This window comes from Streptomyces sp. MH60, from assembly GCF_002939385.1.
Taxonomy (GTDB): Bacteria; Actinomycetota; Actinomycetes; order Streptomycetales; family Streptomycetaceae; genus Streptomyces.
This window is the reverse complement of the sequence record NZ_MULI01000032.1, coordinates 49,574-74,485: the sequence shown is the minus strand read 5'-3', so window position 1 is coordinate 74,485 and position 24,912 is coordinate 49,574. Positions and strand designations below refer to the sequence as shown.

The 24,912-nt window shown below is 70.9% G+C and carries 25 protein-coding genes and 2 tRNA genes; 16 read left to right on the top strand and 11 right to left on the bottom strand.

The window, feature by feature from the left end; translation table 11 throughout:
* From BZZ08_RS20755 to BZZ08_RS20745, 3 genes are all read left to right on the top strand, one after another.
* Window positions 1–890 (top strand): AIM24 family protein (locus BZZ08_RS20755; protein WP_133169216.1); only part of this gene is annotated, 890 nt, incomplete at its 5' end.
* Window positions 891–903: 13 nt separating this feature from the next.
* Entirely contained in the window at window positions 904–1,584 is a 681-nt protein-coding gene (locus tag BZZ08_RS20750; protein ID WP_104633754.1) for an AIM24 family protein, read from the top strand.
* A gap of 17 nt (window positions 1,585–1,601) precedes the next feature.
* Window positions 1,602–2,357, top strand: coding sequence for an AIM24 family protein (locus BZZ08_RS20745; RefSeq protein WP_104633753.1), 756 nt, complete (start codon window positions 1,602–1,604; stop codon window positions 2,355–2,357).
* A 59-nt stretch (window positions 2,358–2,416) separates the two neighbouring features.
* On the opposite strand, the gene BZZ08_RS20740 is transcribed toward BZZ08_RS20745, so the two are convergent.
* A complete protein-coding gene (locus BZZ08_RS20740) occupies window positions 2,417–2,932 on the bottom strand; it encodes an NUDIX hydrolase (RefSeq protein ID WP_104633752.1) in 516 nt (171 codons plus the stop codon).
* Complete coding sequence (locus BZZ08_RS20735; RefSeq protein WP_104633751.1) at window positions 2,929–4,383, bottom strand: zinc-dependent metalloprotease; 1,455 nt, start codon at window positions 4,381–4,383, stop codon at window positions 2,929–2,931. Before BZZ08_RS20735 ends, BZZ08_RS20740 begins: the two co-directional genes overlap by 4 nt.
* 192 nt (window positions 4,384–4,575) lie before the next feature.
* On the opposite strand from BZZ08_RS20735, the gene BZZ08_RS20730 reads away from it, so the two are divergent.
* The 4 genes from BZZ08_RS20730 (at window position 4,576) to BZZ08_RS20720 (ending at window position 7,741) form a co-directional block, all read left to right on the top strand.
* Window positions 4,576–5,697, top strand: a complete 1,122-nt coding sequence (locus BZZ08_RS20730; RefSeq protein ID WP_104633750.1) for an SDR family oxidoreductase — start codon at window positions 4,576–4,578, stop codon at window positions 5,695–5,697.
* A gap of 107 nt (window positions 5,698–5,804) precedes the next feature.
* Complete coding sequence (locus BZZ08_RS20725) at window positions 5,805–6,263, top strand: molybdenum cofactor biosynthesis protein MoaE (RefSeq protein WP_104633749.1); 459 nt, start codon at window positions 5,805–5,807, stop codon at window positions 6,261–6,263.
* Window positions 6,264–6,405: 142 nt separating this feature from the next.
* Window positions 6,406–6,570 (top strand): hypothetical protein, encoded by a 165-nt coding sequence (locus BZZ08_RS39035; protein ID WP_007444545.1) that lies wholly within the window; start codon window positions 6,406–6,408, stop codon window positions 6,568–6,570.
* A 76-nt stretch (window positions 6,571–6,646) separates the two neighbouring features.
* The gene (locus BZZ08_RS20720) at window positions 6,647–7,741 is read left to right on the top strand and encodes a YlbL family protein (RefSeq protein ID WP_104633748.1); all 1,095 of its coding nucleotides are present in this window, start codon (window positions 6,647–6,649) and stop codon (window positions 7,739–7,741) included.
* Between the two features lie 46 nt (window positions 7,742–7,787).
* On the opposite strand, the gene BZZ08_RS20715 is transcribed toward BZZ08_RS20720, so the two are convergent.
* Window positions 7,788–8,330: a PPA1309 family protein gene (locus tag BZZ08_RS20715; protein ID WP_198601597.1), complete on the bottom strand. Its 543-nt coding sequence runs from the start codon at window positions 8,328–8,330 to the stop codon at window positions 7,788–7,790.
* A 164-nt stretch (window positions 8,331–8,494) separates the two neighbouring features.
* Here BZZ08_RS20715 and BZZ08_RS20710 point away from each other — a divergent pair, with 164 nt between their 5' ends.
* The 3 genes from BZZ08_RS20710 to BZZ08_RS20700 all read left to right on the top strand — a co-directional run bounded on the left by BZZ08_RS20710 (window position 8,495) and on the right by BZZ08_RS20700 (window position 13,721).
* Window positions 8,495–11,497, top strand: coding sequence for a UPF0182 family membrane protein (locus BZZ08_RS20710; protein ID WP_104633746.1), 3,003 nt, complete (start codon window positions 8,495–8,497; stop codon window positions 11,495–11,497).
* Window positions 11,498–11,584: 87 nt separating this feature from the next.
* Window positions 11,585–11,658, top strand: a tRNA-Met gene (locus BZZ08_RS20705).
* Between the two features lie 239 nt (window positions 11,659–11,897).
* Window positions 11,898–13,721, top strand: coding sequence for a tetratricopeptide repeat protein (locus BZZ08_RS20700; RefSeq protein ID WP_104633745.1), 1,824 nt, complete (start codon window positions 11,898–11,900; stop codon window positions 13,719–13,721).
* 170 nt (window positions 13,722–13,891) lie between these two features.
* Here the strand turns inward: BZZ08_RS20700 and BZZ08_RS20695 are convergent.
* A tRNA-Met gene (locus BZZ08_RS20695) sits at window positions 13,892–13,965 on the bottom strand.
* Window positions 13,966–14,019: 54 nt separating this feature from the next.
* Complete coding sequence (locus BZZ08_RS20690; RefSeq protein WP_104633744.1) at window positions 14,020–14,436, bottom strand: Fur family transcriptional regulator; 417 nt, start codon at window positions 14,434–14,436, stop codon at window positions 14,020–14,022.
* A gap of 152 nt (window positions 14,437–14,588) precedes the next feature.
* Here BZZ08_RS20690 and BZZ08_RS20685 point away from each other — a divergent pair, with 152 nt between their 5' ends.
* Window positions 14,589–16,040, top strand: coding sequence for a catalase (locus tag BZZ08_RS20685; RefSeq protein ID WP_104633743.1), 1,452 nt, complete (start codon window positions 14,589–14,591; stop codon window positions 16,038–16,040).
* A gap of 116 nt (window positions 16,041–16,156) precedes the next feature.
* Here BZZ08_RS20685 and BZZ08_RS20680 read toward each other — a convergent pair whose 3' ends face one another.
* Both BZZ08_RS20680 and hisN read right to left on the bottom strand, forming a co-directional pair.
* On the bottom strand, window positions 16,157–16,564 hold the full coding sequence (locus tag BZZ08_RS20680; RefSeq protein ID WP_198601596.1) for a CBS domain-containing protein: 408 nt from the start codon (window positions 16,562–16,564) through the stop codon (window positions 16,157–16,159).
* Between the two features lie 132 nt (window positions 16,565–16,696).
* Window positions 16,697–17,497, bottom strand: coding sequence for a histidinol-phosphatase (hisN, locus tag BZZ08_RS20675; protein ID WP_104633741.1), 801 nt, complete (start codon window positions 17,495–17,497; stop codon window positions 16,697–16,699).
* Window positions 17,498–17,668: 171 nt separating this feature from the next.
* On the opposite strand from hisN, the gene BZZ08_RS20670 reads away from it, so the two are divergent.
* Window positions 17,669–18,277 carry a TetR/AcrR family transcriptional regulator gene (locus tag BZZ08_RS20670; RefSeq protein WP_104633740.1) on the top strand — a complete coding sequence of 203 codons (609 nt, stop codon included), beginning with the start codon at window positions 17,669–17,671 and terminating at the stop codon, window positions 18,275–18,277.
* Between the two features lie 28 nt (window positions 18,278–18,305).
* On the opposite strand, the gene BZZ08_RS20665 is transcribed toward BZZ08_RS20670, so the two are convergent.
* The 4 genes from BZZ08_RS20665 to BZZ08_RS20650 all read right to left on the bottom strand — a co-directional run bounded on the left by BZZ08_RS20665 (window position 18,306) and on the right by BZZ08_RS20650 (window position 21,974).
* The gene (locus BZZ08_RS20665; protein WP_003973762.1) at window positions 18,306–18,629 is read right to left on the bottom strand and encodes a DMT family transporter; all 324 of its coding nucleotides are present in this window, start codon (window positions 18,627–18,629) and stop codon (window positions 18,306–18,308) included.
* A gap of 156 nt (window positions 18,630–18,785) precedes the next feature.
* A complete protein-coding gene (gene rsgA / locus BZZ08_RS20660; protein WP_104633739.1) occupies window positions 18,786–19,799 on the bottom strand; it encodes a ribosome small subunit-dependent GTPase A in 1,014 nt (337 codons plus the stop codon).
* A 12-nt stretch (window positions 19,800–19,811) separates the two neighbouring features.
* On the bottom strand, window positions 19,812–21,128 hold the full coding sequence (gene aroA / locus BZZ08_RS20655; RefSeq protein ID WP_104633738.1) for a 3-phosphoshikimate 1-carboxyvinyltransferase: 1,317 nt from the start codon (window positions 21,126–21,128) through the stop codon (window positions 19,812–19,814).
* A gap of 123 nt (window positions 21,129–21,251) precedes the next feature.
* Window positions 21,252–21,974: a M50 family metallopeptidase gene (locus tag BZZ08_RS20650; RefSeq protein ID WP_104633737.1), complete on the bottom strand. Its 723-nt coding sequence runs from the start codon at window positions 21,972–21,974 to the stop codon at window positions 21,252–21,254.
* A gap of 104 nt (window positions 21,975–22,078) precedes the next feature.
* Here BZZ08_RS20650 and BZZ08_RS20645 point away from each other — a divergent pair, with 104 nt between their 5' ends.
* The 4 genes from BZZ08_RS20645 (at window position 22,079) to rsrA (ending at window position 24,834) form a co-directional block, all read left to right on the top strand.
* Window positions 22,079–22,894 (top strand): SOS response-associated peptidase, encoded by an 816-nt coding sequence (locus tag BZZ08_RS20645; RefSeq protein WP_104633736.1) that lies wholly within the window; start codon window positions 22,079–22,081, stop codon window positions 22,892–22,894.
* Window position 22,895: 1 nt separating this feature from the next.
* Window positions 22,896–23,561, top strand: coding sequence for an alpha/beta hydrolase family protein (locus BZZ08_RS20640; protein WP_104633735.1), 666 nt, complete (start codon window positions 22,896–22,898; stop codon window positions 23,559–23,561).
* A gap of 278 nt (window positions 23,562–23,839) precedes the next feature.
* Entirely contained in the window at window positions 23,840–24,523 is a 684-nt protein-coding gene (gene sigR, locus BZZ08_RS20635) for an RNA polymerase sigma factor SigR (RefSeq protein WP_104633734.1), read from the top strand.
* A complete protein-coding gene (rsrA, locus tag BZZ08_RS20630; RefSeq protein ID WP_104633733.1) occupies window positions 24,520–24,834 on the top strand; it encodes a mycothiol system anti-sigma-R factor in 315 nt (104 codons plus the stop codon). Before sigR ends, rsrA begins: the two co-directional genes overlap by 4 nt.
* The last annotated feature ends 78 nt before the right edge of the window (window positions 24,835–24,912 follow it).

The window sequence follows — 24,912 nt, the reverse complement described above, 5'->3', positions numbered from 1 at the left end:
GTCAGCAGCCGCCGTACGGCCAGGTGCCCGGCCAGAGCGCGCCGCCGCCTCCCGGCTACGGCCAGCCGCAGGCTCCCCAGGTCCCCGGCCCGCCGCCGGGATACGGGCAGCCGACCGCGCCTCCCGGCTACGGCCAGCCCGGCCCGCCCGCGGCCCACGGTCAGCCGACGCCCCCGCCCGGCTACGGCCAGCAGCCTGCCCAGGGCATGCCCCAGGGAGCACCGCAGGGCGCCGGTGTGACGGCGGCGCTCCAGCAGTTCCGGGAGACCGCGCCCGGGCAGCGCTGGACGCAGCAGAACAAGAAGCTGGTCCGCGTCGACCTCGGAGCGGAGGGCCAGCCCGTGCTCGCCCGGCAGGGCAGCATGGTGCTCTACCAGGGCAAGGTCGACTTCAGCTACAAGGGCGCCGGATTCGCCGGCCGGGTCGTGGGCAACGCGACCGGTCAGGAGATGCAGCTGATGCGCTGCACCGGCAAGGGGCAGGTCTTCCTCGCGGACAACTCCGCGATGCTCCACCCCATCGAGCTCCAGGGCGACGCCGTCTGCGTCTCCGCGGAGAACGTCCTGGCCTTCGACGAGAGCCTCCAGTACGAGGTCCGCCGCGTCGAGGGGCACGGCATCCCGGGCGGCGCGCTGTTCACGATGCAGTTCCAGGGCACCGGCACGATCGTCGTGAAGACGCGCGGTGTGCCCGTGGTGCTGCCGGTCACGCCCACGACCTTCGCCGACTGCAACGCCGTCGTCGCCTGGTCCGCCGCCGCCCAGGTGGTCGTCTCCAGCCAGGTGCGGATGCGCCGCAACTCCTACGCGGGCGACACCGGCGAGAGCGTCAACCTGCAGTTCCGGGCCGCGCCCGGCAGCTTCGTCGTCGTCCAGCCGTACGAGATCTGAGGGAGAGCCCGACATGAACCAGCCGCTCGCGGGCTACGCTCCCGCACCCGTCGCCGCCCGCATGGAGAACCACGGCAACCACATGCTGAAGGTCGCCATGCAGACCGGAAACGACCTCTTCGCGCGCGTGGGCTCGATGGTCGCCTACGAGGGCTTCGTCCAGTACGAGCCCAACCCGCCGGCCGTCCGCCAGATCGCCAAGGACTGGATGACCGGCGAGGGCGCGCCCCTGATGAAGTGCTCCGGCGACGGACTGCTCTACCTCGCCGACTACGGCGCCAACGTCGTCGTCATCAACCTCAACGGCGACGGGATCTCCGTCAACGCCACCAACCTGCTCGCCTTCGACGCCCACCTCACGTGGGGCGTGGAGCGGGTCAAGGGTCTGGCGAAGTTCGCCGGGCAGGGCCTGTGGAACACCAAGATCTCCGGCCAGGGCTGGGTCGCGCTCACCTCCCGGGGCAAGCCGATCGTGGTCGACTGCGGCGGCGGCGAGGACGAGACCTACGTCGACCCGGACGCGCTCGTCGCCTGGTCCCCGAACCTCAAGGTGAAGGGCAAGCGCAGCTTCAAGGCACAGTCGCTGATCGGCCGCGGCAGCGGCGAGGCCTTCCAGATGGCCTTCTCCGGTCAGGGCATCGTCGTCGTCCAGCCCAGCGAGGACAGCACCGACCGCCTCCGGGTCCGGGGCTGAGGGGGAGCCACACCATCATGCAGAGCCCGATTTTCGCCTACAACGACCAGCAGACCCAGGACGCCTGGAGCCTGCAGAACAAGCACATGCTCCGCGTCGCCCTGACGGGCCACGACGACGTGCTCGCCCGCAAGGGCACGATGGTCGCCTACCAGGGACTCGTCGAGTTCGACGCCGAGTACCAGAGCAACAACCAGTCGCGCGCGCGTGCGCACACCGGTGAGGGCCTGGACCTGATGCGCTGCCACGGGCAGGGCACGGTGTACTTCGCCAACCTCGCCCAGTGCGTCCACGTGGTGGACGTCGACCAGGACGGACTCACCGTCGACAGCAGCTACGTGCTCGCGATGGACTCGTCCCTCCACCACGAGGTCATCGCGGTGGACAGCCTCTACGGCATCTCCGGCTCGGGGAAGTACCAGCTCAACATCACCGGCCGGGGCAAGGTCGCTCTGATCACGTCGGGCTCCCCCTTGTTCATGCAGGTGACGCCCGACAAGTACGTCAACTGCGACGCCGACGCGATCGTCGCCTGGTCCACCGGCCTGCGCGTGCAGATGCAGGCCCAGACGCACTCCTCCGGGGTGTGGCGGCGGCGCGGCAACACCGGCGAGGGCTGGGAGCTGAGCTTCATGGGCAGCGGCTTCGCGCTCGTCCAGCCCAGCGAGCTGCTGCCGCCGCAGAACGCCCAGGTCGGGCAAGGGCTCGCCGCGCAGTACGGCATGGGCCAGCACGGGGCCCGCGGTCAGAACCAGGGCAACGTCTGGAGCTGAGCGCTCCCACGGCCACCGTTCGGTAAGGGGTGATCGCCAGGGCGGTCACCCCTTACCGCTCACAGGCGGGCGCGGGTCGCCTCCAGCAGGCGCACGACCGACTCGTCGGCGACGTCCGCGACCTCGGCGTACGGGAACCAGCGCAGGTCGAGGGACTCGTCGCTGATCGCCTCCACCGCACCCTCGGGAGCCACGGCCGCGTACTGGACGTCCAGGTGCCAGGCGCAGGGCGTGTGGTGGCGGTCCAGCCGCACCGGGCCGCCGGACAGCAGGGTCAGTCCGGCGATGCCCGACTCCTCCGTGCCCTCGCGCAGGGCCGCCCGGGCCAGCGTCTCGTCGACCGGCTCGCAGTGACCGCCCATCTGCAGCCACCTGCGCATCTTCTTGTGCAGGGTCAGCAGGACCCGCTCGCGCGAGGGGTCGATCACCATGGCGCTCGCCGTGACGTGCCCGTCGGCGCAGGCCTTCCACATCCCGTCGGGGTGGGCCGCGAGATGGTCCAGATAGACCTGCCGCAGCTCGTCCTGGCCCTCGTACGCCTTGAGGACCAGGACCGCGTCGTCGTGGAGGCTCACTCGCCGCCGTCGCCCTTGGTCTCGTCCGGGCCGTCGTCCCGGCTCTCGCCCTGGTCCTTCTTCTTCAGATCGGGCTTGCCCGCCGCCTCGCCGAGCATCTTGTCCAGCTCGGAGAAGTCGAGCTGCTCGCGGTGCACGAAGCCGTCCGGGTCGTCCAGGTCGGTCGCGGTCGGCAGCATGTCCGGGTGGGCCCACAGGCCGTCCCGGCCGTCGACACCGTGCGCGTCCGTCAGGGACGCCCACAGACGGGAGGCGTCGCGCAGCCGGCGCGGGCGCAGCTCCAGGCCGATCAGCGTCGCGAACGTCTGCTCCGCGGGACCGCCCGAGGCGCGACGGCGGCGCAGCGTCTCGCGCAGCGCGTCGGCGGAGGACAGGCGCGGCTTGGCGGCGGTGTGCACCACCGCGTCCACCCAGCCCTCGACGAGCGCCAGGGCGGTCTCCAGACGGGCCAGGGCCGCCTTCTGCTCCGGGGTGTCCTCCGGCTGGAACATGCCCTGCTGGAGAGCCTCCTGCAGCTGCTCGGGGTTCTGCGGGTCGAACTGGCCGACCACGTCCTCCAGCTTGGCCGTGTCGACCTTGATGCCACGGGCGTAGCCCTCGACGGCGCCGAACAGATGCGAGCGCAGCCACGGCACGTGCGCGAAGAGGCGCTGGTGGGCGGCCTCGCGCAGAGCCAGGTACAGCCGCACCTCCTCCTGCGGCACGCCGAGGTCCTTGCCGAACGACTCGATGTTCACCGGCAGCAGCGCGGCCTTGCCGGCCGGGCCGAGCGGCAGGCCCACGTCGGTCGAGCCGACGACCTCACCGGCGAGCACGCCGACGGCCTGCCCGATCTGCGTGCCGAACATGGCGCCGCCCATGGACCGCATCATGCCGATCAGCGGGCCGGCCATGGCCTGCATCTCCTCCGGCAGGACGTCGCCCATGGCGTTGCCGACGCGCTCGGCGACCGGGTCGACCAGCTCGCGCCAGGCGGGCAGGGTCGCCTCGACCCACTCCGCGCGGCTCCAGGCGACGGCGGTGCCCGCACCCGACGGCAGGGCCGTCGCGTCGTCCAGCCACAGGTCGGCCAGGCGCACGGCCTCCTGGACGGCATTGCGCTCGGAGGGACCGACGCTGGCGTCCTTGCGGCCGTCCGGCGTGCCCTGGGAGACCGTCTGGCGGGCGATCTGCTTGGCCATGTCCCAGTTCACCGGGCCGCCCTCGTAGGAGAGCATCTGGCCCAGCTGCTGGAACGCGGCGCCCAGGTCGTTGGGGTTCATGGAACCGAACATGGCAGCGAACGGGTTGTCCGCGCCGGGGCCGCCCAGGCCTCCGGCTCCGGACATCCCGAAACCGAACGGGTTGGCCGGTCCCTGACCACCGCCGCTCTGCTGGTCCTTCTTCTTGCCTTCGTCGCCGTCGTCCGGCTCCTCCGGCGGAAGGCCGAATCCGAATGGGGTGTCACTCACGGGGTTCCTCGGCTGGTAGGGCCGCCGGTTCTTTCCGGCGGCACGGCTGCCCGACTTCACCACCCAGCGTAGACACCCGAAGCCGTTCGGGCCTCGGTGCTTCGCCGACTGACGGCCTGCGGCAGGATGGATGCCACCTGGTACGCACGCGTCGCTCGCGCTCGTACTGAAGACAACCTCTGGAGACGCCCGGTGAGTTCCCCAGATCCGCAGGTTCGCGCAGCGCGAAACCAGTCAACCAGTTCCGCCCGCCCCGGCGCGCGCGGACCCGTCGTCGCGGTCACCGGTGCCGCGTCCGGGGTCGGGGCCCTGCTCACCGCGCGGCTCGCCGCGTCCGACGAGGTCAGACAGGTCGTGGCCATCGACGAACGGCGCGGGGAGTGCGAGACGGCCGAGTGGCAGATCCTGGACGTACGGGACCCGGCCATCGCCGAGAAACTGCGTGGTGCGGACGTTGTGGTGCACCTGGCGCTCGACCTCGACCTGGAGACCGATGCGGCCGCCCGTACGGCTTACAACGTCCGGGGGACGCAGACCGTCCTGACCGCCGCGGCGGCGGCCGGCGTGCACCGGGTCGTGCTGTGCACCTCCGCGATGGTCTACGGCGCCCTCCCGGACAACGAGCTGCCGCTGTCCGAGGATGCCGAGCTGCGCGCCACGGCCGAGGCCACGGGCGTCGGGGACCTGCTGGAGATCGAGCGGCTCGCGCGGCGCGCGCCCCGGGCGCATCCCGGCCTGAACGTGACCGTGGTACGGCCCGCCGTGCTGGTCGGGGGCATGGACACCGCGCTGACCAGGTACTTCGAGTCGCCCCGGCTGCTGGTCGTGGCCGGTTCGCGGCCCGCCTGGCAGTTCTGCCACGTCGACGACCTGTGCAGTGCCCTGGAGTACGCCGTCCTGGAGAAGGCCGACGGTGAGCTGGCCGTCGGGTGCGACGGCTGGCTGGAGCAGGAGGAGGTCGAGGAGCTGAGCGGCATCCGGCGCATGGAGCTGCCCTCCGCGGTCGCGCTCGGCGCGGCGGCCCGGCTGCACCGGATCGGACTGACGCCCTCCCCGGCGGGTGACCTGGCGTACACGATGTACCCCTGGGTCGTGAGCGGCAGCCGCCTGCACGATGCCGGATGGCGTCCCAGGCACACGAACGAGGAGGTCCTGGCGGAGCTGCTGGAGGAGGTCTCGGGGCGGCACACGGTGGCCGGCCGGCGCCTCGGACGCAAGGACGCGACGGCGGCGGGGGCCGCGGGCGCCACGGTGGCGCTGCTGGGCGCGGCCGCGGTGGTGCGCCGCGCGCGCAAGGCCCGGCGCCGCATCTGAGACGGACCCGGCCCGGCGGCCTCCGTAGGAGGCTCCAAGGCACCACGCGCGCGTGCCGGGTGATCACGCTATTCCGCGCCGTCCGCGGCGTGCGGCACGATGGGCGTATGGCAACCACGAACGACCACCCCGGCGAGCGGGCCGCAGCGGACCCCGTCAAGCTGATCGGCATCCGCGAGACACCCCTGTCCCTGGACGAGGTCTTCCGCGCGGTCGGGGACGACTCGTCGGGCGGCACCGCGCTGTTCGTGGGGACCGTGCGCAACCACGACGGCGGTACCGACGTCGACCGGCTCGGGTACTCGTGCCACCCGAGCGCCGAGACCGAGATGCGGCGGATCGCGGAGAAGGTCGTCGCGGAGTACCCCGTACGGGCGCTCGCGGCGCTGCACCGTGTGGGGGACCTGGAGGTCGGGGACCTCGCGGTGGTCGTCGCCGTGTCCTGCCCGCACCGGGGCGAGGCCTTCGACGCCTGCCGGAAGCTGATCGACGACCTGAAGCACGAGGTGCCCATCTGGAAGCACCAGACGTTCTCCGACGGCACCGAGGAATGGGTGGGCGCCTAGCGCCCCAGGCCCTGGTGGCGGACGCGGCGTCGCGCCCGTGGCTCGGGTTGCGTAACCCGCCCCCCGGCGTGAGCGTTGTCACTGCGAATGGTTAATCTGCTGATCAGTCAGTCGCGGACGCTCATGGGGTTGGGAGGTCGGCATGGCAGCGCTTGCCTGGTTGCTCATTCCGCTGGTGGCCGCTGTCGGTGCGGGCCTGTGGGGCAGTTGGGCCAACCGGACCCGCAAGGCGCGGAGCGACGGTCCCGAACTGGACGGGTACGCCCGGTTCCGTGAGGCCATGGAGAAGCCCCGCACGGGTGCCTGAGGGCCGCCTCGACGGGCGCCCGGCGGCCACCCCGCCCTGACGGTGTTCCGACAGCCGCGTCCCGTACTGTCGTGCCATGCCACGCCGCACCGCGACGATGCTCGCCTCCACCCTGATGCTGATCGCGCTCCTGTGCGCGGGTGTGTTCATCCCCGTGCCGTACTCGGAGATGTCACCCGGGCCGACGGTGAACACCCTGGGGGACCACGACGGCGAGCCGGTGCTCCAGATCTCCGGCCACAAGACCTACGAGGCGAGCGGTCATCTGAACATGACCACCGTCCGGGTCACCAGCGCCGAGTACAAGATGAACCTCGTGGAGGCCGTCTACGGCTGGCTGGCGCACGACAACAGCGTGGTGCCGCACGACACGCTCTACCCGGACGGCAAGACCGAGGAACAGGCCACCCAGGAGAACGCGGAGGAGTTCAGCCAGTCCCAGGAGACCGCGAAGGTGGCCGCCCTGAAGGCGCTGGACGTCCCGGTGAAGTCCTGGGTGGTCGTCTCCGCCGTCGTCAAGGACTCCCCGTCGCAGGGCAGGCTGCACGCCGGTGACGTGATCAAGGCCGTGGACGGCACGACCGTCAAGAAGCCCACGGATGTCTCCGAGCTGGTGACCAAGCACAAGCCGGGCGAGGACACCGTCTTCACGATCGTGCCCGCCAAGGAGCAGGCCGCCGCGGAGAAGGAGGGCCGGACGGCGACGAAGACGCAGAAGGTCGCGATCACCACGGAGACCTCGGACGACGCCGGGGAGAAGCGCGCCGTCGTCGGGATCTCCGCCGGGACCGACCACACGTTCCCGTTCGACATCGACATCAAGCTGGCCGACGTCGGCGGCCCGAGCGCCGGTCTGATGTTCGCCCTCGGCATCTACGACAAGCTGACCCCCGGCGACCTCACCGGCGGCAAGTTCGTCGCCGGCACCGGGACGATCGACGACAACGGCAAGGTCGGCCCGATCGGCGGCATCGGCATGAAGACCATCGGCGCGCACGACAAGGGCGCCCAGTACTTCCTGACGCCCGCGGACAACTGCGCGGCGGCCGCCGAGGACACCCCCGACGGGCTCACCCTGGTGAAGGTCGACACCATCGACGACGCCCTCGGCGCGCTCAAGGACATCCGTTCCGGAAAGACCGCCGACCTGCCGAAGTGCACGGAGGGCTGACCCTTCCGGCCCAGCCGTCCGTCCCGGCGGTCGGCGTCCGGCGGGTCTACTCCTCGAAGGTCGCCGTCAGCGCCTCGGCCAGACCCGGCACCAGGTCGGAACCCGTGAGGACCTCCGTGGCCGTGTCCTTCTCCCGCAGCCGCAGGGCCGAGTCGCGGGCGCCGTCGCGCAGGACCGCGACCGTCATGCGGACCTCCTGACGGTCCGGGTGCTCCGCCACCCACTGTGCGAGCTTCTTCTCGTTGAGGCCCGAGGGCACCTGGGCCTCGGCCGAGGGCGGCAGCATCAGCCGTTCCACGACGAGCGCGCAGCCGACCACGGAGTCGGGCCAGGCGATGGTGCCCAGGAACTCGTCGAGTGCCTGGTCCGTTGGAATCTCGTCCTGCTCGATCGGGGTCAGGCCGGAGGTCTCCGACTCTTCCCGCAGACCGAGCCGGTCCGCGAGGGAGGGCTGCTCGGCCCGCAGCCGTGCGGTGTCGACAAGTGCGAAGAGGCGTGCGGGCTGGTCCCAGCCGAGGCCGGAGACGTACTCGTCGATCTCGAGTACGGCCCGGGTCAGGGGGCTCGCTGCCATGGGGGTGTTGGACATGGTCACAATCCTGCCTCGTTCATGGCCCGAATCGGGAACCGAGTAAACGATGAGTAAGTTGCATAAGTGTGGGCCCGCGATCACGGGGGCGCACGGGGGGCCCGCGAACCCGAGGGCCTGACGGATCAACAGCGAACTTCGAGGTGCGCACCTTGGCTTTCCAGATGCCGGACCGCGGCGGAGGCCCCCCGTCGGGGCCGCGGATCAGAGTGGGCCGCCCGTCCCGGCGTGTCCGAACCCTGCTGCTGACACTTGGTGTCCTGGCCGTGCTCGCCATGGCGTTCACCATGTTCGCGGGATTCTGGACGGACTGGCTCTGGTACCGGTCTGTTCACTACTCGTCGGTGTTCACGACGACCCTGTGGACCAAGATCGGGCTCTTCTTCGTCTTCGGCCTGCTGATGGCGCTCGCCGTCGGGTTCAACATCTGGTTGGCCCACCGCCTGCGCCCGCCGCTGAGCGCCATGTCGATGGAGCAGCAGAACCTCGACCGGTACCGGATGGGCATCGCCCCGTACAAGAAGTGGCTGCTGCTCGGCATCACCGCCCTGGTCGGCCTGATCGCCGGCGCCTCGGCGTCCGGTCAGTGGCGCACCTGGCTGATGTGGGTCAACGGCGTGCCCTTCGGGCAGAAGGACCCCCAGTTCAAGCTGGACGTCTCCTTTTACGCCTTCGACCTGCCCTGGTACCGGTTCCTGCTCGGCTTCGGCTTCGCAGCCGTGATCATTTCCGTGATCGCCGCCGCGCTGACCCACTACCTGTACGGCGGGCTCCGGGTCACCAGCCCCGGCGCGCGCGCCACGGCCGCCGCCACCGGGCACCTGTCGGTGCTCATCGGCGTCTTCGTCGCCCTCAAGGCCGTCGCCTACTGGCTCGACCGGTACGGCCTCGCGGTGAAGTCCAGCGACTTCAAGGCGACCGACAACTGGACGGGCCTCAGGTACGTCGACGCCAACGCCTACCTGCCGGCCAAGACGATCCTGTTCTGCATCGCGGTCATCTGCGCCCTGTTGTTCTTCGCCACCCTGTGGCGGCGCACCTGGCAGCTGCCCGTGATCGGCTTCGGCCTGATGGTGCTCTCCGCGATCCTCATCGGCGGTCTGTACCCGGCGCTGGTCCAGAAGTTCCAGGTCCAGCCCAACGAGCAGGCCAAGGAGGCGCCGTACGTCGAGAAGAACCTCGCGGCCACGCGCGACGCGTACGGCATCGAGGGCACCCAGGTCACCGAGTACCCGGGCAAGAGCGAGACCAAGGACAAGACCAAGCTCCGCGACGACGCGGACGCCGCGGCGTCCGTCCGGATCATGGACCCGAACATCATCTCGCCGACGTTCCAGCAGCTCCAGCAGATGCGTAACTACTACGCGTTCCCGACCAACCTGGACGTCGACCGCTACGCCAAGGACGGCAAGGACCAGGACACGGTCATCGGCCTGCGCGAGCTGAACCTGGCAGGCATCCCGAAGAAGAACTGGATCAACAACCACTTCCGCTACACCCACGGCTACGGCGTGGTCGCGGCGAAGGGCACCCAGGTCGACTCCGAGGGACGCCCGGTCTTCACCGAGTCCAACCTGCCGTCCGAGGGCAACCTCGGGAAGTACGAGCAGCGGGTCTACTACGGCGAGAAGACCACCACCTACTCGATCGTCGGCGGTCCCCAGAAGGAGATCGACTACTCCGACGACACCGGGGAGAAGACGTTCAGCTACAAGGGCGACGGCGGAGTCGACCTGTCCAGCCCGATCAACCGGGCGGCGTACGCGGCCGCGTTCAGCGAGCCGCAGATCCTCTACTCCGGTGCCATCGGCGAGGGTTCGCGGATCCTTTACAACCGCACGCCCAAGGAGCGCGTCGAGGCGGTCGCGCCGTGGCTGACCATCGACGGCGACGCCTATCCGGCGGTGGTGGACGGCCGTATCCAGTGGATCGTCGATGCCTACACGACGACGAACGGCTATCCGTACGCCTCCCGTACGACGCTCGGCGACACCACGGCGGACTCGCTGACCGCCAACAACAACTCGCGCGCGGTGGTGGCCCAGCAGAACCAGGTCAACTACATCCGCAACTCCGTGAAGGCGACCGTCGACGCGTACAGCGGTGACGTGAAGCTCTACCAGTGGGACACCCAGGATCCGATCCTGAAGACCTGGATGAAGGCGTTCCCGGACACGGTGCAGGACAAGAGCGAGATCTCCAAGGAGCTGATGGCGCACCTGCGCTATCCGCAGGACCTGTTCAAGGTCCAGCGCGAGCTGCTCACGCGCTACCACGTGAAGGACGCCAACACGTTCCTCAGCGGCAGCGAGGTGTGGCAGGTGCCGGACGACCCGACCAACAAGTCGGGCGACGCGGTGCCGCCGTACTACCTGAGCATGAAGATGCCGGACCAGAAGGCGCAGGCCTTCTCGCTGACGACGACGTTCACACCCAACGGGCGTGACAACCTCAGCGCGTTCATGGCGGTCGACGCCGAGGCGGGCACCAGTGACTACGGCAAGATCAGAATCCTGAAACTGCCGACGAGCACGACCGTCGACGGACCCAAACAGGTGCAGAGCCAGTTCAACTCCGAACAGGACATCGCCGAGTCGATCAGGCTGCTGAGAGGCGGCGACTCGGAGGTGGAGTACGGCAACCTGCTGACGGTGCCGCTCGACGGCGGACTGTTGTACGTCGAGCCCGTCTACGTGCGCGGTGGCGACCTCAAGTACCCGTTGCTGCGCAAGGTCCTGGTGAGTTACGGGGGCAACACCGCCTTCGAGAACACGCTCGACGCGGCCCTGAACAAGGTCTTCGGAGCCCAGGCCGCCGAGAACGAGCAGCCACCGGACGAGGGCGACGACACCACCGAACCGCCACCGACGTCCACCAACCCCACGGTCCGGGAAGCGCTGAGCGATGCGCAGAAGGCCTTCGACGCCGGGCAGAAGGCCCTGGAGCAGAAGGACCTGGCCGCGTACGCCGAGGCGCAGAAGGACCTTGAGGACGCGCTCCAGCGGGCCGAGGACGCACAGGCCAAGGCCGACCAGAACGCCGGTGGCAAGAACGGCGACGACAAGAACACCGGCGACAAGAACAGTGGGGACAAGGCCGGAGACGACAAGGCGAGTCCGGACGCCACGCCGACCGGTGACGCCGGGGGAGGCTCGGACACGGGCTGACCGCCGGCCTCGCGCCGGGCGTTCGCTTCTGGCGTTCGAGCTGGTCAAGGCCCATCCCGCGCCGTGCTAGGGTTGTGAACACAACGGCGCGGGGTGGAGCAGCTCGGTAGCTCGCTGGGCTCATAACCCAGAGGTCGCAGGTTCAAATCCTGTCCCCGCTACTGAAGTCGTGAGCTACGTGCGAACGACCACGAAGGCCCGGATTCCTCAAGGAATCCGGGCCTTCGTGATGTGCGAACGCATGTCCCGGCGGACACGACGGCCGCGCCGCCAAGGGGAGTTGGGCAGTTCTGTGTTTGACTTGTCTCCCTGTGGGCATGTCGACAAAACGCTGAAGTGACCTCACTGACTGCGGTATACCGGATGTACCGAGGTTGCGGGTGGTGCGACGATGAACGTTATGGGGGACATGGCAAATCTGTTCGGGACAGGGCGTTTTGCGCAGCCGTCCGGTCAGCCGTCGGGTCAGGAGGAAGCCGCGGACGAGGCTCAGGAAGCCGCCGACGAGGCCGCCGAGGAAGTGCGTCTGCGGCTCGCGATCGACGGAGGCGACGTCGAGGCGATGAGCGTGCTCGGCGCCATGCTGCTGCGCCGTGGCGACTTCGACGGAGCCGAGTCCCACCTGCGTGCCGCAACCGCGGCCGGCGACCGGGCCGCCGCCAACAACCTGGGTGTCCTGCTGCACCAGCGCGGATACGCCGACGAGGCGGCCGGATGGTGGCGTATCGCCGCCGTCGCCGGGTCCGCCGCCGCCGCGCACGCGCTGGGCCGGCACTTCCGCGAACGCGGGGACGAGCCCGCCGCCGAGTACTGGCTGCGCCAGTCCGCGGAACAGGGCCACGTACTGGGCGCCTACGCGCTCGCCGATCTGCTGGAGCACCGCGGCGACGACACCGGGTCCGAGCGGTGGATGCGGGCCGCGGCCGAGCGCGGGCACCGGGAAGCGGCGTACCGGCTGGCGCGGACGCTGGACCGGCGGACCGGGCAGGGCGGCGACGACAAGGCCGCCGCACTCGCGGCGGACGAGGCCGAGCAGTGGTACCGGCAGGCCGCCGCGCGCGGTCACCGGCGGGGCGCCCTGCACCTCGGGACGATCCTGGAGAAGCGCGGCGAGCTCAGGGAGGCCGGCCGCTGGTACCTCACCTCCGCCAAGGACGGCGAGGCCCGCGCCGCCTGCGCCCTCGGCTTCCTGCTGCGGGACGCCGGGGACACCGAGAGCGCCGCCGTGTGGTGGCTGCGCGCCGCCCAGGACGGCGACGGCAACGCCGCCAACGCCCTGGGCGCGCTGCACGCCGAGCGCGGCGAGACCCAGACCGCCGAGCGCTGGTACCGGGCCGCGATGGACGCCGGTGACGACAACGGGGCGTACAACCTCGGGCTGCTCTGCGCCGAGCAGGGGCGCACCACGCAGGCCGAGCAGTGGTACCGGCGGGCGGCGTACGCCGGGCACCGGGAGGCCTCCAACGCGCTGGCCATCCTGCTGCTGCGCGCCGGGGACGAGAGTGGCGCCGAGCCGTGGTTCTCCAAGGCCGCCGAGGCGGGCAGCGTCGACGCCGCCTTCAACCTCGGGATCCTGCACGCCGGGCGGAGCGAGGAACGGGCGGCGCTGCGCTGGTACGAGCGGGCCGCCGCGGCCGGGCACACCGAGGCGGCGCTCCAGGTCGGGATGGCACGGCTGCGCGACGGCGACGAGCGCGAGGCGGAGCGCTTCCTGCGCTGTGCGGCGGGGGGCGGCAGCGCGGAGGCCGCGTACCGGCTGGCGACGGTGCTGGACGCGCGCCGGCCGCCCGCGCCCGCGCACGAACTGGGCGAGCCGGCGCAGGAGAAGTCCGAGTGCGAGGAGTGGTACGAGCGGGCGGCCTCCCAGGGGCACCGGCGGGCCCAGGTACGGGTCGGGATGCTCGCCGCGGCGCGCGGGGACGTGGTGGAGGCGGCGCGGTGGTACCGCGAGGCGGCCGAGGCCGGGTCGCGCAACGGCGCGTTCAACCTGGGGCTGCTGCTGGCGCGCGAGGGGAGCGAGCCGGAGGCCGTGGTGTGGTGGCGCCGGGCGGCCGACGCCGGGCACGGGCGGGCGGCGCTGCGGCTGGCGCTGGTGTTCGCGCGGCGGGGAGAGCTGGCGGAGGGGCAGCGGTGGGCGGACCTGGCGGTGTCGCTCGGGCCGGCGGAGGTGGCGGAGCGGGCGGCGCGGTTGCGGGACGCGTTGCGGCAGGAGCTGTCGGCGTGACGCCGCGCTGAGCTTCGGTGCCTTCTGAAAGGTGCCCGGGGTTTCGGCCGGCCGGGAGTGGGGTGCGCGGGCCGGCGCCGTTCAGGCACTGGGGGAGGCACGACTGCCCGCAGCCATGGGCAATGCACCGAGGGCCGGATTCCTTTCGGAACCCGGCCCTCGGCCTTCAGTAGCGGGGACAGGATTTGAACCTGCGACCTCTGGGTTATGAGCCCAGCGAGCTACCGAGCTGCTCCACCCCGCGTCGATGAATGGAACACTACGTCAATACGAAGACGAGAAGCAAATCCCGCTCCGCTCACGCCCCCGCGCAGTTCGGGCAGGTGCCGCGGTACGTCACCTCGACGTCCGACACCGTGAAGCCGAAGCGCTCCGAGTCGGGGAGGTCGGCCAGCGGGTTGCCGGTCGGGTGGACGTCGCGGATCGCTCCGCACCGGGCGCAGACCAGGTGGTGGTGCGGCCGGTGCGCGTTCGGGTCGTAGCGCTTGGCGCGCTTGTCCGTCGCCACCTCCAGCACCTCGCCGAGCGAGACCAGCTCGCCCAGGGTGTTGTAGACGGTCGCCCGGGAGATCTCGGGGAGCTTGTCCACGGCCCGGGAATGCACCTCGTCGGCCGTCAGGTGGACGTGTTCGCCGTCGAGGACCTCGGCCACCACCCGACGCTGCGCGGTCATGCGCCAACCGCGCCCACGCAGCCGTTCCAGAAGGTCACTCATACACATCAGCCTAACAGCAGGGGGACCAGGTCCCGAACGGGTGTTATTTTGGAGTCTTGCTTGACTTAGACATTGTCTATTGTAGGATCAGGGACATCATTAGCCAAGAGACAGAACCAGCAGGATCGCCAGGATTGGCACAGGAGGAGCTCGTGACCCAGGGACCGCTCACTACGGAGACAGGTGCCCCCGTAGCCGACAACCAGAACAGTGAGACGGCGGGCGTCGGCGGCCCCGTGCTCGTCCAAGACCAGCTCCTGCTGGAGAAGCTGGCCCACTTCAACCGTGAGCGCATCCCGGAGCGCGTCGTGCACGCCCGCGGCGCCGGCGCCTACGGGACCTTCACGGTCACCGCCGACGTCACCCGGTACACGCGGGCGGCCTTCCTCTCCGAGGTGGGCAAGGAGACGGAGACCTTCCTCCGCTTCTCCACCGTGGCCGGCAACCTGGGCGCGGCGGACGCCGTCCGCGACCCGCGCGGCTTCTCGCTGAAGTTCTACACCGAGGAGGGCAACTACGACCTCGTCGGCAACAACACCCCGGTGTTCTTCATCAGGGACGCCATCAAGTTCCCCGACTTCATCCACACCCAGAAGCGCGACCCCTACACGGGTTCGACCGAGATGGACAACGTCTGGGACTTCTGGAGCCTGTCGCCCGAGTCGACGCACCAGGTGACCTGGCTGTTCGGCGACCGCGGCATCCCGGCGTCGTACCGCCACATGGACGGCTTCGGCTCGCACACCTACCAGTGGAACAACGAGGCGGGCGAGGCCTTCTGGGTCAAGTACCACTTCAAGACCGACCAGGGCATCAAGAACCTCACCCAGGCCGAGGCCGACAGGCTCGCCGGTGAGGACCCCGACTCCCACCAGCGCGACCTGCGCGAGGCCATCGAGCGCGGTGACTTCCCGTCCTGGACCGTCGGCGTGCAGATCATGCCCGTCGCAAAGGCGGCGACGTACCGCTTCAACCCGTTCGACCTGACCAAGGTGTGGCCGCACGCGGACTACCCGATCGTCTGGTTCGGCAAGCTGGAGCTCAACCGCAACCCGGAGAACATCTTCGCCGAGGTCGAGCAGTCGATCTTCTCCCCGGCGCACTTCGTGCCCGGCATCGGGCCGTCCCCGGACAAGATGCTCCAGGGCCGCCTCTTCGCCTACGGCGACGCCCACCGCTACCGCGTCGGCATCAACGCCGACCAGCTGCCGGTGAACCGCCCGCACGCCACCGTGGCCCGCACCAACTCCCGTGACGGCCGGCTCTACGACGGCCGCCACAAGGGCGCGAAGAACTACGAGCCGAACAGCTTCGGCGGCCCGTTCCAGACGGACCGGGCCCTGTGGCAGCCGGTCGCGGTCTCCGGCGTCACCGGCGAGACCCCGGCGCCCTCGCACGCCGAGGACGACGACTTCGTCCAGGCGGGCAACCTCTACCGGCTGATGACGGACGCGGAGAAGGAGCGGCTGATCGGCAACCTGGCCGGCGCCCTGTCCGGCGTCTCACGCGACGACATCGTCGAGCGCGCGGTCGACAACTTCCGTCAGGCCGACGGTGACTTCGGCAAGCGGCTGGAAGCCGCGGTCCAGGCCCTGCGCGGCTGACATCCAGCACTGGACCGCTTGCCGTTGCGGCGGGCCGGACCCCCGGGGACGGGGGCCCGGCCCGTTCGTCGTTCCGGCCCTACGCGCTCCGGGCCGGCCGGTACCCGCTCGTCCCGTCAGGCGGTCACCACCGGAGCGTTGTGCGCGGCGCGCGCCGGCGCCCAGCGGCGGATGATGTCGCGCACCGAGACGATGCCGACGGGCTCGCCGCCGTCCAGGACGATGAGGTGGCGGAAGCCGCCGTGCGCCATCGCGCCCGCCGCCTCCTCCACGGTCCAGGTCGGGGCGGCGAAGACGACGTCGGTGGTGGTGTGGCCGTGCGCGCGCTCGGTGTCCGGGTCCTGGCCCCGGCCCACGGAGACGAGGACGTCGCGTTCGGTGAGGATCCCGATGCCGCCGGCGTCGGGGTCGTGCACCACGGCCGCGCCGACGCGGCGTGCGGACATCAGGGCGGCGGCCTGACGGAGTGTGTGGGCGGGACCGATGGTGAGGACGACCGTGCTCATGACTTCTCGGACGAGCATGGGTGGAGCCACCTCCTGCCGGTGATCCATGAGCTAGTTCATGGATTCACAAGTTCACAAGTGGGGGAACTCATAGAGTGGCAGGTAAAGCACGGGTCAACAAGGGGGCGCGGAGGGCGAGTCGACGGGCGCTCAGTAGCGCTGATTGAGATATCCGAGCAGCTCGTCGTGGAGCCGGCCGTTCGACGCGGCCGCGTTCCCGCTGTGCGGGCCGGGGCGGCCGTCGAGGCCGGTGAAGGTGCCCCCGGCCTCCGTGACGATGATCGCGTTGGCGGCCATGTCCCAGAGGGAGAGCTCGGGTTCGGCGCAGATGTCCACCGAGCCCTCGGCGACCATCATGTACGGCCAGAAGTCGCCGTACGCGCGCGTGCGCCACACCTCGCGGGTCAGGTCCAGGAAGCCGTCGAGGCGGCCCTGCTCCTCCCAGCCGCTCAGCGAGGAGTACGCGAAGGAGGCGTCGGAGAGCGTGGAGACCTGGGAGACGTGGAGCCGATGGGCGGAGGTCAGGCTGCGGCCGGTGAACGCGCCGTGGTCCTCCACCGCCCACCAGCGGCGGCCGAGGGCGGGCGCCGAGACGAGGCCGACGACCGGCTGGTACCCGCCCTCCTTCGCCTCCATCAGGGAGATGAGGGTGGCCCACACGGGGACGCCGCGCACGTAGTTCTTGGTGCCGTCGATCGGGTCGACCACCCAGCGCCGGGGTCCGGTGCCCGACACGCCGAACTCCTCGCCGTGGACCGAGTCACGGGGGCGGGCGCGGGCGAGGTGACCGCGGATGAGTTCCTCGGCGGCCTTGTCCGCCTCGCTCACCGGGGTCATGTCCGGCTTCGTCTCGACCTTCAGGTCGAGGGCCTTGAAGCGGTCCATCGTCGCGGCGTCGGCGGCGTCGGCGAGTACGTGGGCGAGGCGGAGGTCGTCGAGGTAATCGGGCATGCCGTCACGCTATCTGTCGCGGGCGGGGCGGGGCTACCAGGGCTTTGGCGGGCGTGGCGTGGGCGGCCGGGCGGCGCGGGGACCCTTGACAGTGCCCCCGTACGCGTCAAATCTGGGCAGCGAGCCGCTCGGTACATCTGGCAGCATTCGCTCGGCCCGAGGGAGGCGAGGGTGCCTGCAGCCCGGGATTCCCTGCTCGACGCCGCGTACACGGCGCTGGCGGGCCGGCCGTGGTCCGCGGTGCGGATGGTGGACGTGGCGGCTTCCGCCGGGGTGTCCCGGCAGACCCTCTACAACGAGTTCGGCAGCAAGGACGGCCTCGCCCGGGCGCTGGTGCGGCGGGAGGCCGACGGCTATCTCGCCGGAGTGGAGCGCGCGCTCTCCGGGCCCAGCGACCCGCGCGAACGGCTCACCGCGACCGCCGAGTGGATGATGTCGGCGGCCCACGACAACGCGCTGGTCCGGGCCATGCTCACCGGCTGCTGGAGCGAGCGGCTGCCCTCGCCGGCCCTGACGGCGGTGCCCTCCGCCGCCGCGCCGGCCCAGCGGCGGGCCGACGGTCCGCTGCCCTCGCCCGGCGACTTCGTGGGCCTCGTCCGCGACCGCGCCGTGGCCGTCCTGGGCGGCGCAGGGCCGCTTGCGCCGCCGGACGCCGCCGAACTGGCCCGCTCCTGCGAACTGGCCGTGCGGCTCGCCCTCTCCTGCGTCGCCGCGCCGCCCGCCGAAGGCGGAGTGGCCGACCTCGTACGCACCGTCCTGCCGCGCCGGTCGACGGCGTAGCGGCGGGCGACGGTGCCCGGGAGGCGTCCTAGTGCGCCGAGCCGGACAGCTGCAGACCGATCACGCCGATGATGACGAAGCTGATCGAGACGATCTTCAGGGTCGAGACCAGGTCGCCGAGGAAGATCATGCCGTAGATGGCGGTGCCCGCCGCGCCGATGCCGGTCCACACCGCGTACGCGGGGCCGACGTCGAGCTTCTTCAGGGACATCGTCAAGAGGCCGAAACTGCCCAGCGCGAAGGCGCAGAAGGCGATGGTGGGCCAGAGCCGGGTGAAGCCGTGCGACAGCTTCAGACAGACGGCGAAGCCGGTTTCGAGCACTCCTGCCACTATGACCAGCAGCCACGCCATGTCTCGTCCTCCCGTGGTCCCCTACCGCGACCGCTGTGTCGACGTCGATCAGTGGCTTCGTCCGACAGCGACTTCGTCCGGCTTTGCTCAGGCTTGGTTCCGGCTTGGTGCGATTATGCACTTACCGGTTGCACCGCACGGCAAACAACGCGGGGCTCAGTCCCCCTCCTTGCGTTCCCGCGTCGACAGCAGCCGGCGCAGCGAGTACAGCCGGGCCGGATCGGCGTGCCCCTCGGCGACCCAGGCGTCCAGCGCGCAGTCGGGCTCGTCGTGGCTGCACGCCCGCGGACAGCCCTCGGTGCCGGGCACCAGGTCGGGGAAGGCGTTGATCACCCGGGACGGGTCGATGTGCGCCAGCCCGAACGACCGCACGCCCGGGGTGTCGACGACCCAGCCGCCCGCCGCGGAGGACAGCGGCAGGGCGAGGGCGGAGGTGGTGGTGTGCCGGCCGCGGCCCGTGACCGCGTTCACATGCCCTGTCACCCGGCGGCGGTCCTCGGGCACCAGGGTGTTGACCAGGGTCGTCTTGCCGACGCCGGAGTGGCCGACGAAGGCGGTGATCTTCCCGTCGAGGTGCTCGCGCACGAGGTCCGCGGCGGCGCCGTTCTCCAGCTCCTGGCGGCTGGTGACGACGTAGGGGATGTCCAACGCGCCGTACAGCTCCAGGAATTCGTCCGGCGGCGCCAGGTCCGACTTGGTCATCACCAGCAGCGGGGAGAGGCCGCCGTCGAACGCCGCGACCAGGCAGCGGTCGATGAGGCGGGGGCGCGGCTCGGGGTCGGCGAGGGCGGTGACGATGGCGAGCTGGTCGGCGTTGGCGACGACCACCCGCTCGTAGGGGTCGTCGTCGTCGGCCGTGCGGCGCAGCACGGAGACGCGCTCCTCGATGCGGACGATCCGCGCGAGCGTGTCCTTCTTGCCGGACAGGTCGCCGACCAGGGCCACCCGGTCGCCGACGACCGCCGCCTTGCGGCCCAGCTCACGGGCCTTCATCGCCATGACGATCCGGTCCTCGACCAGGCAGGTCAGCCGGCCGCGGTCCACCGTGAGGACCAGGCCCTCGGCGGCGTCCTCGTGCTTGGGCCGGATGTGGGTGCGCGGCCGGTTGCCCTTGCGGTTCGGGCGGGAGCGGATGTCGTCCTCGTCGGTGTGCTTGCCGTAGCGGCGCATGGCGAACCGTCCCTACGCCCCGAGCATCCCGGTCCACAGATCGGGGAAGTCGGGCAGGGTCTTCGCGGTCGTCGCCACGTTCTCGATCTGGACGCCCTCGACCGCGAGGCCGAGGACGGCGCCGGCGGTGGCCATGCGGTGGTCCTCGTAGGTGTGGAAGACGCCGCCGTGCAGCCGGCGCGGGCGGATGTGCAGGCCGTCGGCGGTCTCGGTGACGTCGCCGCCGAGTTCGTTGATCTCCTTGGTGAGCGCGGCCAGCCGGTCCGTCTCGTGCAGCCGCAGGTGCGCCACGCCGCGCAGCGTCGAGGGGGAGTCCGCGAGGGCGGCGACGGCCGCGATGCCCGGGGTCAGCTCGCCGACCTCGCCGAGGTCGACGTCGATGCCGTGGATCGCACCCGATCCGGTGAAGACCAGTCCGTAGTCGGTCAGTTCGCAGGAACCGCCCATGTCGGTGAAGATCTCGCGCAGCCGGTCGCCGGGCTGGGTGGTGCGGGACGGCCAGTCGGGGATCACCACCTTGCCGCCGGTCACCAGCGCCGCCGCGAGGAAGGGCTGGGCGTTGGACAGGTCCGGCTCGATCGTCAGGTCCCGGCCGAGCAGCGCGCCCGGCGTGACCCGCCAGACGTTCGGCTCGCCGCCGGACTCGGGGGTGTCGACCTGGGCGCCGACCGCGCGCAGCATGTCGACCGTCATGCGGATGTGCGGCATGGACGGCAGCGCGGAACCGGTGTGGCGCACCTCGACGCCCTGGTTGAAGCGCGGTCCGGACAGCAGCAGGGCGCTCACGAACTGCGAGGAGGACGACGCGTCGATCTCGACCGGACCCCCCTCCAGGGCCCCGCCGCCGTGCACGGTCAGCGGCAGCGCGCCGCGCCCGTCGTCGTCGACCCGGGCGCCCAGGACGCGCAGCGCGTCGATCACGCCGTGCAGCGGACGCTCGTAGGACCGCGGGTCGCCGTCGAAGCGGACGGCGCCGTCGGCCAGCGCGGCGACCGGCGGGAGGAAGCGCATGACCGTGCCGGCGTTGCCGACGTCGACCGTGGCCGGGCCGCGCAGACCGGCCGGGATGACCCGCCAGAACTCGCCGGTGCCCTCGGCGCCGACGCCCTCCTCGATCTCGACGCCCATCGTGCGCAGGGCCTCGGCCATCAGCAGGGTGTCGCGCGAGCGCAGCGGGCGCCGCAGCCAGCCGGGCTCGGAGGCGAGGGCGGCCAGCACCAGGGCACGGTTGGTGACCGACTTGGACCCGGGCACGTGGACGGTCGCGTCGACGGCCCCGCTCGCGTGCGGGGCGGGCCAGAGGGCGGTGTGCGCGGGGTTCACGGTCATGGGCCCCACTTTAATGGCTGAGGACGATCGGAGATCTTGATCAAAAGCGGCGAAACCTGACCGAAAGAGCAACAGTGCACTTGCCGTGCATATATGCGGAGCGTACGGAGGGCGCCCGGGGCCTCACAGCTCCAGCAGCCAGCGCCCGCCACCGATCAGCGAGCACAGCGACACCGCGTGGAACAGGAAGAACCACACCCCCGCCGGCGCGTGCGTCAGCCGCGCCAGCTGGTCCGCGTCCGAGTCCCCGGCGCCGCCCCGCGACCGCTTGGCCTGCAGCTCGAAGGCCGGGCGCACCCCGCCGAGCAGCAGGAACCACACCACCGCGTACGCGAACGCGGCCTGCACCTGCGGTCCGGCCAGCCAGGACACCAGGACGAACGTGCCGCCGGTGACCACCACCGTCAGTACCCCGTAGGCGTTGCGGACCATCACCAGCAGGGCGACGAGCAGCGCCGTCGCCAGCCACAGCAGCAGGGTGATGCGTCCCGTCGCCAGCAGCGCGGCGCCGCCGAGGCCGAGCAGCGGGGGAGCGGTGTAACCGGCGACCGCGGTGAGGATCATGCCGACGCCGTGCGGCTTGCCCCGGCTCACCGTCAGGCCGCTGGTGTCCGAGTGCAGGGTGATGCCGGTCAGGGTGCGCCCGGTCAGCAGGGCCACCAGGCCGTGGCCGCCCTCGTGGGCGATGGTGATCGCGTTGCGCGCTATCCGCCACGACCCGTGCGTCACGACGACGGCGAGCGCGGCCACCAGGGTCGCGATCACCACCCACAGGTCGGGATCGGGCTGGGTGCCGGAGACCTCGTCCCACAGGGAGGTGAGCGAGGCCGTCGCGAGGTGGTCCATGTTCGGTGAGGGCTCCTCGTAGTGACGGTCGAGCGGGTGCGGCGCGAAGCGCCTCGTTGAGGGGTGGTGGCCGGGAGACGGGCGGGCCTGGCAGTGTGGCACGTATGTGCGGACGGTATGCGGCGAGTCGTCGACCCGAGGATCTCGCGGGAATCTTCGAGATCGAGAAGTGGGAGCCCGAGGAGGGCTTGGAACCCGACTACAACGTGGCCCCCACCAAGGAGGTCTACGCCGTCCTGGACCGTCCCCTGAAAGACGTCGAGGACCCGAAGCCGGTTCGCCAGCTGCGGAAGCTGAAGTGGGGCCTCGTCCCCTCCTGGTCCAAGACGCCCGAGGGCGGCGCCCGGATGATCAACGCCCGCGCGGAGACCGTCCACGAGAAGCCCTCCTACCGCCGCGCCTTCAGCACCCGGCGCTGCATCCTGCCCGCCGACGGCTACTACGAGTGGGTCACCGGCACGCAGGAGCGCGACCTGGAGGTCGAGGGGCGCAGGAAGCGGCCCCGCAAGCAGCCGTACTTCGTGACCCCCGCCGACGGCTCCGTGTTCGCCATGGCCGGGCTCTACGAGTTCTGGCGGGACAAGACGCTCCCCGACGACCACCCGCGGGCCTGGTGGGTGACGTGCTCGGTGATCACCACCGAGGCCGAGACCACGCCGCTCGCGGTCGCCCCGGCCGACGGCCCGCACGCCCTGGCCGACATCCACCCCCGGATGCCGCTGATGCTGACGCCGGACCGCTGGGACGACTGGCTGGACCCGGCGCGCACCGACCCCGACGAGCTGACCTCCCTGCTGGCGCCCCCGCCCGCCGGGCTGATGCGGGCCTTCCCCGTCTCCACGGCCGTGAGCAACGTCCGCAACAACGGGCCGGAGCTGCTCAAGGAGCTGGAGGCACCGGAAGAGGGCACACTCTTCTGACGTGACCAGCGACACCAGTGGAACCAGCGAACCCACCGAGACCGTAGACACCGAGGCGGGCCTCGCCCGCATCACCTGGCACCGGGCGAAGCGGCCCCGGCTCGTCCTCGCCGTGAGCCACGGCGCCGGCGGCGGCATCGAGGCGCGCGACCTGAAGGCGCTGGCGGCCGCCCTGCCCGCCCACGGGGTGAGCGTCGCCCTCGTCGAGCAGCCCTGGCGGGTGGCCGGCAAGAAGCTGGCGCCCGCGCCGAAGACCCTGGACACCGGCTGGCGGGGCGTGTGGCCCGCACTCGCCGCGCCGGGCCTGCCGGTGATCTCCGGCGGCCGCAGCGCCGGCGCCCGCGTCGCCTGCCGCACCGCCGGCGAACTGGGCGCCCACGCCGTCCTCGCCCTCAGCTTCCCGCTGCACCCACCGGGCAAGCCGGAGAAGTCCCGCGCCGACGAGCTGCTCGGGGCCGGGGTGCCCACCCTGGTCGTCCAGGGCGGCAACGACCCCTTCGGCAGGCCGCGGGAGTTCCCCGAGGCGCCCGCGGGGACCTACGACCTGATCGAGGTGCCGTACGGCGACCACGGCTTCGCCGTGCCCAAGCGGGCGGAGATCGGACAGGAGGAGGCGCTGGAGCTGATCACCGACGGCGTCCTGAAGTGGACCGGCTCACTCGGCTGAACGCCCGGGAATGACCGGCGGGCGGCCACTGTTGTGCGGTGCGTACGTTGCTGAGAATCAGCACCGACGCCGTAGGAGAGGAAGTCCGCCGCATGGGTTCAGCCTTCTGCCCGAGTCGCAGCAGCCGCGCCGACCTGGACTGGACCGTGCTGCACGCTGCCAAGACCGCCCCTCTTCGGGCGGCGGGCGGACCGGATCGGCAAGCGTCCCCGACCGTAGGTCGTCTATCCTCCGATTCGAGTGAGACCGGTCTCGGTTTCACGACATCACTGGAGGAGGTGGGTCCGGTCACTGGGACCGACGCAGGGACCGAACACGGCCAGGCGGAGCAGCCCGAGGGCCGGGGTACGAGCGCGGAGTCGACCGCGGAGCGCAGCGCGCGCTTCGAGCGGGACGCGCTGGAGTTCCTCGACCAGATGTACTCGGCCGCGCTGCGCATGACACGTAATCCGGCCGACGCCGAGGACCTGGTGCAGGAGACCTACGCCAAGGCGTACGCGTCCTTCCACCAGTTCCGCGAGGGCACCAACCTCAAGGCGTGGCTGTACCGCATCCTCACCAACACCTTCATCAACTCGTACCGCAAGAAGCAGCGCGAACCCCAGCGCAGCGCGGCCGAGGAGATCGAGGACTGGCAGCTCGCGCGTGCCGAGTCGCACATGTCGACGGGGCTCCGCTCCGCGGAGTCGCAGGCGCTCGACCACCTGCCCGACTCGGACGTGAAGCGGGCGCTCCAGGCGATCCCCGAGGAATTCCGTATCGCCGTGTATCTGGCGGACGTCGAGGGCTTTGCCTACAAGGAGATCGCAGACATCATGGGGACACCCATCGGTACGGTGATGTCCCGGCTGCACCGTGGACGCCGTCAGCTGCGCGGCATGCTGGAGGACTACGCCCGCGACCGCGGCCTGGTCCCCGCCGGCGCCGGAGAGTCGAACGAAGCGAAAGGCTCGGGGTCATGAGCTGCGGAGAGCCGCACGAGACGGAGTGCAGCGAAATCCTCGATCATCTCTACGAGTTTCTCGACAAGGAGATGCCGGACTCGGACTGCGTGAAGTTCGAGCACCACTTCGAGGAGTGCTCGCCCTGCCTGGAGAAGTACGGGCTGGAGCAGGCGGTGAAGAAGCTGGTCAAGCGGTGCTGCGGACAGGACGACGTGCCGGGTGACCTGCGCGCCAAGGTCATGGGCCGACTGGACCTGATCCGGTCCGGGCAGTCCGTGCCCGAGCACGACGTCACGGCCGCGCCGTCGTCGGCCCCCCAGGAGTCCTGAGCCGGCCCGAGTCACTCGTACGTGCTAATCCGCGGGTTATCTGCCCGCGGCCCCCCGCCACCGCCCTAGGCTCCGGAG

Excerpts from the sequence above, each read along its gene's own strand:
- BZZ08_RS20720 (WP_104633748.1), top strand. The coding sequence starts at position 6,647 with ATGCCACGCCGCACCGCGACGATGCTCGCCTCCACCCTGATGCTGATC.
- BZZ08_RS20715 (WP_198601597.1), bottom strand. The coding sequence starts at position 8,330 with ATGTCCAACACCCCCATGGCAGCGAGCCCCCTGACCCGGGCCGTACTC.
- hisN (WP_104633741.1), bottom strand. The coding sequence starts at position 17,497 with ATGCCCGATTACCTCGACGACCTCCGCCTCGCCCACGTACTCGCCGAC.
- BZZ08_RS20745 (WP_104633753.1), top strand. The coding sequence starts at position 1,602 with ATGCAGAGCCCGATTTTCGCCTACAACGACCAGCAGACCCAGGACGCC.
- rsrA (WP_104633733.1), top strand. The coding sequence starts at position 24,520 with ATGAGCTGCGGAGAGCCGCACGAGACGGAGTGCAGCGAAATCCTCGAT.
- aroA (WP_104633738.1), bottom strand. The coding sequence starts at position 21,128 with ATGACCGTGAACCCCGCGCACACCGCCCTCTGGCCCGCCCCGCACGCG.
- BZZ08_RS20690 (WP_104633744.1), bottom strand. The coding sequence starts at position 14,436 with ATGAGTGACCTTCTGGAACGGCTGCGTGGGCGCGGTTGGCGCATGACC.
- BZZ08_RS20650 (WP_104633737.1), bottom strand. The coding sequence starts at position 21,974 with ATGGACCACCTCGCGACGGCCTCGCTCACCTCCCTGTGGGACGAGGTC.
- BZZ08_RS20700 (WP_104633745.1), top strand. The coding sequence starts at position 11,898 with ATGGGGGACATGGCAAATCTGTTCGGGACAGGGCGTTTTGCGCAGCCG.
- BZZ08_RS39035 (WP_007444545.1), top strand. The coding sequence starts at position 6,406 with ATGGCAGCGCTTGCCTGGTTGCTCATTCCGCTGGTGGCCGCTGTCGGT.
- rsgA (WP_104633739.1), bottom strand. The coding sequence starts at position 19,799 with ATGCGCCGCTACGGCAAGCACACCGACGAGGACGACATCCGCTCCCGC.
- BZZ08_RS20750 (WP_104633754.1), top strand. The coding sequence starts at position 904 with ATGAACCAGCCGCTCGCGGGCTACGCTCCCGCACCCGTCGCCGCCCGC.
- BZZ08_RS20645 (WP_104633736.1), top strand. The coding sequence starts at position 22,079 with ATGTGCGGACGGTATGCGGCGAGTCGTCGACCCGAGGATCTCGCGGGA.
- BZZ08_RS20665 (WP_003973762.1), bottom strand. The coding sequence starts at position 18,629 with ATGGCGTGGCTGCTGGTCATAGTGGCAGGAGTGCTCGAAACCGGCTTC.
- BZZ08_RS20725 (WP_104633749.1), top strand. The coding sequence starts at position 5,805 with ATGGCAACCACGAACGACCACCCCGGCGAGCGGGCCGCAGCGGACCCC.
- BZZ08_RS20710 (WP_104633746.1), top strand. The coding sequence starts at position 8,495 with ATGCCGGACCGCGGCGGAGGCCCCCCGTCGGGGCCGCGGATCAGAGTG.
- BZZ08_RS20680 (WP_198601596.1), bottom strand. The coding sequence starts at position 16,564 with ATGCTCGTCCGAGAAGTCATGAGCACGGTCGTCCTCACCATCGGTCCC.